14 protein-coding genes and 1 pseudogene are annotated in these 10,737 nt (G+C 60.9%); 7 read left to right on the top strand and 8 right to left on the bottom strand.

Going from position 1 to position 10,737, the window contains the following annotated elements; all coding sequences use genetic code 11:
- Positions 1-570: sulfate/molybdate ABC transporter ATP-binding protein (locus tag AC1DWI_RS04455; RefSeq protein WP_477724437.1), on the top strand; the 570-nt coding region annotated here is incomplete at its 5' end.
- A 66-nt stretch (positions 571-636) separates the two neighbouring features.
- Here the strand turns inward: AC1DWI_RS04455 and AC1DWI_RS04450 are convergent.
- The 4 genes from AC1DWI_RS04450 to AC1DWI_RS04435 form a co-directional block, all read right to left on the bottom strand.
- Positions 637-1,125, bottom strand: coding sequence for a hypothetical protein (locus tag AC1DWI_RS04450; RefSeq protein ID WP_477671694.1), 489 nt, complete (start codon positions 1,123-1,125; stop codon positions 637-639).
- Positions 1,126-1,271: 146 nt separating this feature from the next.
- Complete coding sequence (locus AC1DWI_RS04445; protein WP_477671693.1) at positions 1,272-1,709, bottom strand: T6SS immunity protein Tdi1 domain-containing protein; 438 nt, start codon at positions 1,707-1,709, stop codon at positions 1,272-1,274.
- 6 nt (positions 1,710-1,715) lie between these two features.
- On the bottom strand, positions 1,716-2,201 hold the full coding sequence (locus AC1DWI_RS04440) for a low molecular weight protein tyrosine phosphatase family protein (protein ID WP_477671692.1): 486 nt from the start codon (positions 2,199-2,201) through the stop codon (positions 1,716-1,718).
- A gap of 42 nt (positions 2,202-2,243) precedes the next feature.
- Positions 2,244-3,131: a LysR family transcriptional regulator gene (locus AC1DWI_RS04435; protein ID WP_477671691.1), complete on the bottom strand. Its 888-nt coding sequence runs from the start codon at positions 3,129-3,131 to the stop codon at positions 2,244-2,246.
- 93 nt (positions 3,132-3,224) lie between these two features.
- On the opposite strand from AC1DWI_RS04435, the gene AC1DWI_RS04430 reads away from it, so the two are divergent.
- Positions 3,225-4,259, top strand: a complete 1,035-nt coding sequence (locus AC1DWI_RS04430) for an SDR family oxidoreductase (RefSeq protein ID WP_477724436.1) — start codon at positions 3,225-3,227, stop codon at positions 4,257-4,259.
- Positions 4,260-4,331: 72 nt separating this feature from the next.
- On the opposite strand, the gene AC1DWI_RS04425 is transcribed toward AC1DWI_RS04430, so the two are convergent.
- The 4 genes from AC1DWI_RS04425 to AC1DWI_RS04410 form a co-directional block, all read right to left on the bottom strand.
- Positions 4,332-4,607: a DUF2277 domain-containing protein gene (locus AC1DWI_RS04425; protein WP_477724435.1), complete on the bottom strand. Its 276-nt coding sequence runs from the start codon at positions 4,605-4,607 to the stop codon at positions 4,332-4,334.
- Between the two features lie 15 nt (positions 4,608-4,622).
- Positions 4,623-5,102: a hypothetical protein gene (locus tag AC1DWI_RS04420; protein WP_477671688.1), complete on the bottom strand. Its 480-nt coding sequence runs from the start codon at positions 5,100-5,102 to the stop codon at positions 4,623-4,625.
- A gap of 86 nt (positions 5,103-5,188) precedes the next feature.
- Positions 5,189-5,605 carry a VOC family protein gene (locus AC1DWI_RS04415; RefSeq protein WP_477724434.1) on the bottom strand — a complete coding sequence of 139 codons (417 nt, stop codon included), beginning with the start codon at positions 5,603-5,605 and terminating at the stop codon, positions 5,189-5,191.
- Between the two features lie 34 nt (positions 5,606-5,639).
- Positions 5,640-5,993, bottom strand: coding sequence for a VOC family protein (locus AC1DWI_RS04410; protein ID WP_477671686.1), 354 nt, complete (start codon positions 5,991-5,993; stop codon positions 5,640-5,642).
- Positions 5,994-6,214: 221 nt separating this feature from the next.
- Here AC1DWI_RS04410 and AC1DWI_RS04405 point away from each other — a divergent pair, with 221 nt between their 5' ends.
- The 5 genes and pseudogenes from AC1DWI_RS04405 to AC1DWI_RS04385 form a co-directional block, all read left to right on the top strand.
- Positions 6,215-6,721: a disulfide bond formation protein B gene (locus tag AC1DWI_RS04405; protein WP_477671685.1), complete on the top strand. Its 507-nt coding sequence runs from the start codon at positions 6,215-6,217 to the stop codon at positions 6,719-6,721.
- 127 nt (positions 6,722-6,848) lie between these two features.
- Positions 6,849-8,393, top strand: a complete 1,545-nt coding sequence (locus AC1DWI_RS04400; RefSeq protein WP_477724433.1) for an alkaline phosphatase D family protein — start codon at positions 6,849-6,851, stop codon at positions 8,391-8,393.
- A gap of 212 nt (positions 8,394-8,605) precedes the next feature.
- A complete protein-coding gene (locus AC1DWI_RS04395; protein ID WP_477671683.1) occupies positions 8,606-9,406 on the top strand; it encodes a hypothetical protein in 801 nt (266 codons plus the stop codon).
- A 194-nt stretch (positions 9,407-9,600) separates the two neighbouring features.
- Positions 9,601-10,461, top strand: coding sequence for a translesion DNA synthesis-associated protein ImuA (gene imuA, locus AC1DWI_RS04390; RefSeq protein WP_477671682.1), 861 nt, complete (start codon positions 9,601-9,603; stop codon positions 10,459-10,461).
- Positions 10,421-10,737, top strand: a pseudogene (locus AC1DWI_RS04385) (Y-family DNA polymerase); the annotation flags it as partial. The gene imuA and the pseudogene AC1DWI_RS04385, both read left to right, overlap by 41 nt.

The raw sequence follows: 10,737 nt of genomic DNA, 5'->3' as shown, positions 1-10,737 counted from the left end.
GAGCTGCGCCGCTGGTTGCGCCGCCTGCACGACGACCTGCATGTCACCAGCATTTTTGTGACGCACGACCAGGAAGAAGCGCTGGAAGTCGCCGACCGTGTGGTGCTGATGAACCAGGGCAAGGTCGAGCAGATTGGCTCACCGCAAGAGGTGTGGGACCACCCGGCCAGCCCGTTTGTGTATGGCTTTCTCGGTGACGTGAACCTGTTCCACGGCCGCGCCCACGAAGGCGAAGTCCAGCTCGAAGGCCTGCGCCTCAATTCACCTGAACACGCCGGCGCCCAGGACGCCAAAGCCTTTGCCTATGTGCGCCCGCACGACCTGGACGTGCAGCGCTATGCGCCGGGCGCCGAAGGCATCGTCGCCCACCTGGAGCGCGCCATCGTGATCGGCCCCATTGCGCGGTTGGAGCTGATTCCCGCCGAAGGCTATGAACAAAAAGGCAATGTCTCGGGCGATTCGATCATTGAAGCCCAGATGACCTCGCAGCAGTTTGCCGAGATGGGTTTGCGCGAAGGCGACATGCTGGTGGTGACGCCGCGCAAGGCGAGGGTGTTTGTGGAGGGGTAAGGTGCCTAACGCCGGAGCTGGGTCGATTGCAAAGGCTTGCCGTCGCGAGTCGACTCGGACGACCGGCTAAGCCGCACTTTTTGCCGCCGTACGTCGAGCTTGAGCTTCGCTCACCAACTGTCCACGGGGCCATTGCAGATATGGACGGATGGTAATCCGGTCTTCATTGGTGAGCGGGCGTGCCAGAGCATCGAATAGGGCGCGGACCTGCGGCCAAGGGGCCTGCTTGGTTACTGCGGCATAGAACTGCATCAACTTTTCTATGTTCTCGATCGCGGGGCGGGTCTCAAGCGGGCTCAAATCGCACATAAAGTTGAACTCAAAAGTATTTCCTCGCTGGTGCCACTCATCTCGGTGCCAGGCATGCTCGGGGTTCTCGCGAAGCATGAGGTTGACGATATCAACGCCTTTGGCTTCTGGGCCGCGAAGGTGCTCACGAATTGGTTTTAGGCGGCGAGTGAACCATTCCGCAAATCCCCCATGCGATGCGGTCAACCTCAGTTCGCGCTGATGGGTCATTGGATAGAAGTAGATTCGGGTGCTTGCAATCGTCATGTGCGGGGACCCTATTTGGGGTTTGTGCCTTGTGATGTCCGAAAGGATATTGCAATGGCTTGCGTGAAGGCGACATGCTGGTGGTGACGCCGCGCAAGGCGAGGGTGTTTGTGGAGGGGTAACTGTGGACTGTTCCGAGGCGACCTCTAATCAACCACTTTTAACCGGATCTTGGCACCGTCCGGCAAATCCCGTATTTGCCTTGAAAGGTCGCCGGACCGTCTCACAATCTCGGACAGTGGGGCAGTTTTGATATTGGAAATGTCGTAAGCCCCGCCCAGGATTCCGGGCACCACCAGACAGTATTTACGCCCGACAGCGAGAGGGCCATGCTTTTCATTCGCAACCCTGACCAGCGCTGCCATCAACCAGTCCTTCTTGAACTCCGGATCATTGACGAGCGCGTCGTAAGAAGCTTCATCCCAAGCCACGATTTCGCAATAACAGTCCTCGGGGCATAGGCGCCAGTAGCGACCTGAATGATCCTTTATCAGTAGATTGCCAAAGTCATTTTCAGCGACTAGCTGTAGTGGATCGAGACCAACCCAGCACCAGGACTCCTTGATTTCTTCGAGCAGATCCATAGTCTGTCACTCGATGCCCAGGATGCTTGGAACGCTTTGCTCAAGCATCTCTATCAGTTCCTTGTCCATGAACTTGTAGTCGTCAGGGATATCAAGAACATGAACAGATTTGCCGTCAAGCAGCCGCGTGAACTCCGAGGTCAGTCTTGATTTGTGTTTTTCTTCCATGACGAGAACCACGTCGGCCCAACGGATGTCATCGACTGACACGGTATGGCGCGCATTGGGGCTGGTCCCACCCGAACGGGTTAGCAGCTGCGGGTGCTTGCGCCAAATCTGCTCTGCCGTCGGGCTTCGCCACTGATTACGGCTGCAAACGAACAGGACCTTTACGCGTTCAGTGCTGCGGGCGGTTTCTTCTTTCTGCACAAGTTGCTTTGCGGTCGTGCGAGGGTAATCGAGGCCCAGTTGCTCTGCACGCGCAACTTTCTTTGACCGGATATACAGGTCTTTCCAGCGTTTCTCCCTGGGCAAATCGTCTTTGGTCGTCATATGTACTTCATGCTTGTTTTTGTAGAGCTGATTTATCCGGCTTCAACCAATATGCTGCTGCAAACCTTCAACCAATGCGTCGAAGGTTACACGGCAGCGCGGGCTGTGGCGCAGGTCTTCGTGCATGGTCAGCCAGGTTTCGAGTTTGAAGGACAACTCGCCAGGCAGAACCCGCACCAGGGCGGGGTCACGCGTCGCGAGCGCTGACTGGCACACGCCAATGCCGGCGCCGGCACGTATCAGTGCCAGTTGCGCGAGGTCGCTGTCGGTACGCGTGGAAAACGCCGCCCGCTTCCATGCGGGCAAGGCTTTGCGCGCCGAACGCAGGAAGGGTGTCTCTTCGTCAAACCCGATCAGCGCATGCTGCGCCAGGTCCGTTGACGACTGCGGCGTGCCGCGCGCGTCCAGGTAATCGCGGCGTGCGTAGAGACCCAGTTCCACTTCGCCCACGCGGCGAGCGATCAACAGGTCCTGCTTGGGCGGTGTCATGCGCACGGCAATGTCGGCTTCGCGTTGCAGTAGGTCCTGCACGCGGTTGGTCAGCACCAGTTCGATGGTCAGACCCGGGTGCGTGCGCTGCAGTTGCGCGACGATGGGCGGCAGCACTTCGACACCGATGACCTCGCTCACCGTGATCCGCACCGTGCCGCGCACACCGTCACCCTGGCTTTCGGCGGCACGGCGTAAGGCGGCTGCGGCGCTGGCCATTTCTTCGGCGAAGGGCTGCAGTTCCAGCGCGGCTTCGGTCGGCGCAAAACCGGTTTGTGAGCGCGTGAACAGCGCCAGGCCGAGCGACTTTTCGAGCGAGGCGACATGGCGTCCGACCGTAGGCTGTGCCACCCCCAAAGACCGTGCGGCACCTGAGAGCGAACCCTCGTGCAGCACCCCTAAAAACGAACGGTAAAGCTCCCAGCCAGCATCTTCTTCCATACAAAAATGTATAGCTGATACCCTGCTTTAGTCAATTCCATTTTGATGCCCCGGGGCCCAGAATTTCCCCATGGCAACTTTTTTGGGAATGACATGAGCAGCAAACAAGGCAAATCAAGCACAGCACTGGTGCTGGGCGCAACCGGTGGCATCGGCGGGGAAGTCGCACGGCAACTGGAGGCGGCAGGCTGGCAGGTTCGCGCGCTTCGCCGTGGCGAGTCGCGGCCGGGCGAGCAACGTGGCGGCATAACCTGGCTGCGTGGCGATGCGATGAATCCCGGTGATGTCATGGCTGCAGCACAAGGCTGCGGCGTGATAGTCCACGCAGTCAATCCGCCCGGCTATCGTCGCTGGGGCGAGCTGGTGCTGCCCATGCTGGACAACACGATCGCGGCCGCCCGGGCGCAGGGCGCGACCATCGTGCTGCCCGGCACGGTCTACAACTACGGGCCAGACGCATTTCCCAGCCTCCGGGAGGATTCACCGCAACACCCGCAAACTGCCAAAGGTGCGATTCGTGTGCAGCTCGAGCAGCGGCTCAAGGATGCGACCAGAGACAGCGGCCAGGGCTGCTGCCGGGTGATCATCGTGCGCGCGGGGGATTTTTTCGGACCGGGTGCCGGTAACAGCTGGTTCTCGCAAGGCCTGATTCGGCCGGGCGCTCCGGTGCGCAGTGTGAAGCTCCCTGGCAAGCCTGGTGTCGGTCACCAATGGGCCTATTTGCCGGATGTGGCGCGTACCATGGTCGCCTTGCTGGCGCGGCGTGACGTTCTGCCTGCATTTRCAACCTTCCATATGAACGGCCAGTGGGACGCCGACGGCCGCCAGCTGGCTGAAGCGATCTGCCGTGTCGTCGCACGGCGCGGTGGCCTGCAGCCGTCAATAAAATCCTTTCCCTGGTGGGCGGTGACGCTGGCCGCGCCCTTTGTCGAGACCCTGCGCGAGCTGCGCCGGATGCGCTACCTCTGGAACACGCCGGTACGCATGGACAACGCCGCCCTGGTGGCGGCGCTCGGTGCGGAGCCGCACACGCCGCTGGACATTGCTGTGGAGGAAACGCTGCAAGGGCTGGGCTGCCTTGGTGCGCATGGCGGGGATTTCAACCATGGAAGTGTCCGCCGTGGCTGAAGCAAGTCCAGCTCAACCTTTTGATGTCGTCAGACGCTTCCAGTTGGGCGAGGTCGACTTGGGGGGAGCCGGCTACTGGCTCGTGCCAAACCTTAGCGCCGACCTGGCCCGTGYCCGTTCGGCCTCCATCTCACGGTTGCGCGGCTCGGCATTGGTTACTAGTGTGCGAATGAGAACCCGTGCAGAAGCCGCCACCTCTTCCACGGCGCGGTCAAACGCGGCTTCATTGGCCTTGGAGGGGACATTGAACCCGCTGAGCTTCCTGACAAACTGCAGCGAAGCGTCACGGATTTCCAGCTCCGTGGCTGGCGGTTCGAAGTTGAAGAGAGTCTTGATGTTGCGGCACATGGGCACTCCTTCCGGTCATTTTTTCCCGGCGTTTGTCTTGACGGTTGGCTCAAGCCCCAACGCTCGCCTGGTTTCATCCGTCAATTTATCAAACCGTCGCCGAAGTACTTCTTTGTCACCAGACAGGACCTGGCGGGTCGGGTCATAGGTAAAAGTTCCCGCATGCACCGTTTTTCCGTTTTCTGTTGCTTGGTAAGCGATGACATTGGTTTTTGGGTCATACGTAAAAACAATTCTTGACCCGATCGGAGGCGGCCCTCCTACGATTGCGCCGATGCCATCGATTCCCAGATACACGGCCCCTCCTTCGAACAGCAGTGCGCCGCGCAAAACAGCCTTGTCTGTTGCCCATACGCCAACAAGATTTTCGGGTATGACGTCCGCAGAGAATGCTGGCAAGGCGGGAAGAAAAAAAGTCAATGCGAAGACGGTTCGTCTTGTGATTGCGAATCCTGCCGATGACAAATATGCGGGGAAAGATGGTGCTTGGTTCATCGGCAACTCCGTTCTTTATATCTGGGGATTTATATCTGGGGATTTATATCACCCCTGGCTACGGAGTTAGAAGACTACGCTTCTGATCAGCTTGAGTTTGCCGGCCTGATCACCACCRACTCCGCCGAAGCAACAAATGGCCCGTGATACACCGCCTCGATGTTGTTGCCGTCCGGGTCCAGCACAAAGGCGGCGTAGTAGCCGGGGTGGTATTTGCGCTCGCCCGGCGCGCCGTTGTCGGTGCCGCCTGCGGCCAGGGCGGCTTCATAGAAGGCTTTGACCTCTGCGTGGTCTTTGGCCCGGAAAGCCAGATGGACGTGCGAGGTAGATCCGTCAGCCTGGTCCATCCACAACTCATCGGCCGAAAAATGATCGTCGGCTTCCTGGATGGCATTTTCCTTGTTCAGTGACTTGAGCACGGCGCGGTAAAAGCGCTTGCTGGCCGCGAGGTCATGGGCGCGCAGGTGGACATGGTCGATGAGTCGTCCGCGGTGTATTTCCATGGTGGGCTTCCTTGTTCGGGTGTGAAGGATCTGTTCAGCGGATCACGCCGGGCATCAGCGCTTCGGCAATGGCAATGTGGTTGCCGTCGGGGTCGGTGATCATCACCGTCCTGACTTTGTCGCTGGACGTTGTATGGCTGGTGTCTATGCCCAGCTTTTGCAGGTACTCGATTTCCGGTTCAAGGTCGTTGACGGCCAGGGTCAGCGAGCCTTCGCCGGCGCGTTCGGCCAGTTCATACACCTGCAGGCCGCCGCCGCGCTTGAATTGCCATTCGCCGACTTCAGGCATCGGCCGGTTGGCCTTGGCGTCCAGCAGTTTTTCGTACCAGGGGATGGATGTGTCCAGGTTGCGGACGGCGACACTGGCAAGGGCGTTTTGCACAATCATGACGGTCTCCAAAAAGATTCAGTCCTGAAAATCTACGCCCGCCGCGGTGTCCCACCTGTAGGACAAATGCTGGGAAATGAGGGTGAGCAAGGTGGCGATCAAGTGGTGAAAGGGAGGTGAAGAATTTTCCAAGAATGCATTGCTGGAGGGAACTTATCCCGCTCCAAACGCCCGAACCCCTGACAATTCATAATCCATCCAGAAAAAAAGAGGGCTCCCTGATGTTTTTGACGTATTTCGACGCCATGCCGCGCCGCGTGCTGGTGCTGATTGCCGCGGCCTGCGTGGCCATGCTGGCCTTTGGCCTGTACCTGCAGCATGTGGTGGGCCTGGAGCCTTGCCCGATGTGCATCGTGCAGCGGTATGCGCTGGTGCTGGTGGCGGTGGTGGCGGGCGTGACGGCCATTGCCAAAAGCCGGGGCCTGTTGATCACCGGCTCGGGCCTGATGGTGTTGCTCTCGGGTTTTGGCGCTTTTGTGGCGGCGCGCCAGAGTTTCCTGCAGTGGTACCCGCCTGAAATTGCCTCTTGCGGCCGCGACTTTTACGGAATGATCGAAACCTTTCCGCTCAAGCGCGCCATTCCGATGATCTTCAAGGGCAGCGGCGACTGCACCAAGATCGACTGGACCTTTCTGGGCGGCTCGATTGCCAACTGGTCTTTCCTGTGTTTTGTGGGGATCGCGCTTGCAGGCTTGCTGCTGGTGACCCGCCTGGCGCGCAAAGCCTAGTTTTTCTCCTTCTGAAAAAACAATACGTTACCGGGCCTGAGCGCGTCAAGGAATATTGACGCCCGCAGAGTGGTAGGCTGCGGGCACTTGCAGCCTGGGCTGCCGTATTGATTCAGGGAGAATAAAAATGGCGATCCTGCTTGGCCCCATTGCGCAGTTTTTGGGCGTGCAACAAAGCCAGTGGGGTGTAAGCGTGCTCGCCGTGACCGACACTGCGGTTGCGCCCAGCCTGCAAAGCACCGCCACGGTACAGGTTTTCACGAAACTCGGCACGCTGCAAAGCGGCGCCACGCTGTGGCGCGGTGGTTTGTCCGTCGCCTTTAAAGACTTGGCCCAACGAGCACGTTACAGCGTTGACGGGCAGGCCTTTGATTTTTACGTTCCGGCGGCGAGTGAGTCGCCGCGCATGGCGTATGTCTCGTGCAATGGGTTTTCAAGTCCGGGCCTGATGAAGCAGGTCAAGGACAAAAATGCGTTGTGGAAGCGGCTCTATGACCTGCACGCAGGGCGCGAACGTATCAACGGCCGCAGTTTTGGCCCCTACCACTTGCTGCTGTTGGGCGGCGACCAGGTGTATTCGGATGCCCTCTGGCAGGACACGCGTTGCCCCGACATCATGGCCTGGTCCGAACTGTCCCGGGACGCTCGCCGCAAAGCGCCCTGGACGGCTGCCCTGCAGACGCAGGTGACGGCTTTTTTTGAAGACCTGTACCTTACGCGCTGGGCCCAGCCCGAAGTGGCGCAGGCGCTGGCGGGCTTGCCCAGCGTCATGATGTGGGACGACCACGATATCTTCGACGGCTGGGGGTCCTACCCTGCAGAAGACCACGACTGCCCGGTGTACCAGGGGGTTTTTGCCGTCGCCAAAAAATACTTCGCGCTGTTTCAGCGGCACAGCGCCCCTGGCACGCCGCCGCCGTGCACGCTGCCCGGYCAGCCGGCGTTCAGCGCGGGTTACCGCGTGGGCAGCCTTGGCGTGCTGGCGCTGGACATGCGCAGTGAACGCACGCCGGAACGCAAGAACGGCCGCAACCTGCAAAGCGCGCAGGTCATGAGTGAAGACAGCTGGAGTGCTGCTTACAAGTGGCTTGATGCCCAAACCGGCATGAAGCACCTGGTGCTGATGAGCAGCATCCCGGTGGTGCACCCCAGCTTTGAGCTGCTGGAAAAAATGCTGGGCGTGCTGCCCGGCCAGCAGGAGCTTGAAGACGATTTGCGCGACCACTGGACCTGCGCTGCGCATCGCGCCGAGCGGCTTCGCCTGGTGCACCGGCTGTTTAAATTCAGCAAGGACGCCTCGTGCCGCGTCAGCCTTGTCAGCGGCGACGTGCATGTGGCTGCGGTGGGCGTGCTGGAGTCGACGCGTGACCCGGTGGACACCAACGCCCAGGTGATCAACCAGCTCACCAGCAGCGGCATCGTGCACCCGGCGCCGCCTGCCATGGCGCGCTATTTTCTGGAACAGGCCTGCCAGCAGGTGGAAACCGTGGACCGAGGCATCACCGCCGCCATGTACGAATTTCCCACCACTTCGCGCCGCCTGATCGGTGCGCGTAATTTCATGACGATTGAGCCTGACGATGYGGGTAATCCGGCGCAACGCCTGTGGATCAACTGGTGGGTGGAAAACGAATCCGAGCCCAGCAGCAAGGTGATTCACCCGGTGGGGTAAGCGGCCCCGCTTAACCGAGCCACTTGGCCAGCCGGAGCCTGCTGGTTGCCGGTTCGGGCGTGATGGTGCCGCTCTCGGGACATGTTATTTTTCACCTGAAAAAGGGGATGGCGCCAGCCGCGCGCCATGACTAGACTGAATATCCAGTCGCCGGTTTTTACCGGAAGGCCAGCTCATCAACATTGCCGCGCTGCGGCACAAGGATGGTCCCCATGGCAGCAGGAAGGGTGTTATCGCGCTTTGGCTTTCCGGTCCTGGCGAGTGCCGGCGCCGCTGCCAGCGCCTATTACCTGGCAAACCAGCCGGTGGTGCCGGTCAAGTTCTCGACGTGGAGAAACACGACGGATCCAAAACAGGCAGAACACATGACCGTCAAATACGGACGGGGTTCGTGGGGCCATTACGAAGATTTCCGGATGGGCAGCGGCCCACCCCGTACGGATTTGCCAAAGTTTGGCGCCGTGAACAAGCTGACGGGCATAGATGAGTCCAAGCCTTACTCGAACTTGGCCTATGGCAGCCATACACCGACGGAGCACAGGGACCGCTTCCTGGCGCGTCCGGCCCTGGCAAGCGATGTCAAGAAGGGGCGGGAATACCGCTATGACTCCAAAGAGGCGATGCGCGCAAAGGTGTCGGTGTTCGAGCTCTGGAAGCTCAAGCAGATGACRAGCGAACGCCAGCAGCACGGCGTGTTCCACCTGTACGGCGAGGCATCCGACCCGTACACGACGCGGTGCATGACGCACATTGAAACGCTGGCCAGTGTCCGTGGCCAGAAGCTGTCTCCCGACAACCCTTCCAAGGTGGCGCACGAGTTTCATGCGCTCAACCCCTCCAGTACCGAGAAACCCAAGCTGAAAACCTACTCGGTAGAGGGCGTTCAGCGCCCTGGCAATGTGCCGGTCGGCACCCCGGTCAAGAGCCACCCCGGCACGCTGGACAAGGCGTATTGGGAGGCGGCCAACACGGGCGCCCACAACGTGGGCCGGCCACCCCCGCCAAAACTCTAGACGCGCGAGAACAGCGGTACCGCCGGCAAGCGCGCTGCACCCTGATTTGCAGGGAGGTGCCGGTTTTCCCGGCGGCTCCGGGGTGAATAATTCTCGACTGGGGTACCCGGGTTTCAAGCGGGTTGGCGGGGCGTCAAATCAGCCATATACTGTACATAAATACAGTATATTCGACTTGATCCGGACCACCTTCCATGCCCACCCTCACTGCAATGCCCAGCGCTTTGCCGGACTTTGCCGACGCCCTGAATGCCCAGGTTTGGCGGGCCGGCGAACTGGGCAGCGCGAGTGTGCAGACGGTGGCCACAGGTTATGCGGCGCTCGACCTGGTCTTGCCGGGAGGCGGCTGGCCCCAGGGCGCGCTGGTTGAACTGCTGTTGCCGCAGGCGGGCCAGCAGGAATGGGGTTTGCTGGCGCCTGGCTTGGCCCGTGCCCTCAACCAGCCCGCCACTCCGGAGGAGCCTGGCGCGCAACTGACGGCGCTGGTCGGCGCGCCTTACCTGCCATTTGGCCCCGCACTGGGCGCGCGCCAGATCGACATGCGGCGGCTCATCAGCATTCACGGCAAGCCAGGTGACGCGCCTTCGCTGCTCTGGGCCACGCGAGAGGCGCTGCAGTGCGCTGACGTGACCGCCGTGCTGGCCTGGCTGCCCGATGCGCGCAGCGCCCACCTGCGCCGCCTGCAGATTGCCGCGCATGCGCACCACAAGCTGCTGTTTGTGTTCCGGCCGCTGCGGGCCCAACACGAATCGTCACCCGCGCCGCTGCGCCTGCTGCTGGAAGGCACTGTGCGGGAGGGCGGCAACCTGCTGGTCCATGTGCTCAAGCGCCGCGGCCCGCCGCTGGCCGCGCCGGTGCTGCTCGATACCCGGCCCGCCCGGCTGTCGGCCTTGCTGGCGGCCAGCCGCGACAGGGCCCGGCAAAAGCGGGAAGAGCAAAAGCGGGAAGAGCTTGCCCCCATCCTGCTGCCATCGCTGGTTTCGCTTCCTGTCACCTCACCCCGGAGTCCCATCCATGCGTTGCTGGATCGCATTGCGCATCTCGATCACCACTGACGCGGCGCAACCGGCCTCGTCTGTGCTGGACGCCGCCGCTTTGCAGCGCGCGGTGGCCAGCCTGGCGCTGGGCTTCACGCCGCGCGTGGCGCTGGTCGATGAAGCGGTGCTGATGGACGTAACGGGCAGCCTGCGCCTGTTTGGCGGGCTGGCGCGGCTGATGCAGCTGCTGGCGCAGAAAATCGAGCTATTTTTTGAATCAAACCAGGTTGCAGGCCTTATGGAACGTGCGCAAGGTGCTACATCTTTGATAGCAATCGGACGGCTTCGGCTGCA

The organism is Polaromonas sp. P3_C2, assembly GCF_056402675.1.
The sequence above is the reverse complement of the archived record's forward strand: the minus strand, read 5'-3'. Positions and strand labels throughout refer to the sequence as shown.

Excerpts from the sequence above, each read along its gene's own strand:
- AC1DWI_RS04445 (WP_477671693.1), bottom strand. The coding sequence starts at position 1,709 with ATGGATCTGCTCGAAGAAATCAAGGAGTCCTGGTGCTGGGTTGGTCTC.
- imuA (WP_477671682.1), top strand. The coding sequence starts at position 9,601 with ATGCCCACCCTCACTGCAATGCCCAGCGCTTTGCCGGACTTTGCCGAC.
- AC1DWI_RS04420 (WP_477671688.1), bottom strand. The coding sequence starts at position 5,102 with ATGAACCAAGCACCATCTTTCCCCGCATATTTGTCATCGGCAGGATTC.
- AC1DWI_RS04440 (WP_477671692.1), bottom strand. The coding sequence starts at position 2,201 with ATGACGACCAAAGACGATTTGCCCAGGGAGAAACGCTGGAAAGACCTG.
- AC1DWI_RS04410 (WP_477671686.1), bottom strand. The coding sequence starts at position 5,993 with ATGATTGTGCAAAACGCCCTTGCCAGTGTCGCCGTCCGCAACCTGGAC.
- AC1DWI_RS04435 (WP_477671691.1), bottom strand. The coding sequence starts at position 3,131 with ATGGAAGAAGATGCTGGCTGGGAGCTTTACCGTTCGTTTTTAGGGGTG.
- AC1DWI_RS04450 (WP_477671694.1), bottom strand. The coding sequence starts at position 1,125 with ATGACGATTGCAAGCACCCGAATCTACTTCTATCCAATGACCCATCAG.
- AC1DWI_RS04405 (WP_477671685.1), top strand. The coding sequence starts at position 6,215 with ATGTTTTTGACGTATTTCGACGCCATGCCGCGCCGCGTGCTGGTGCTG.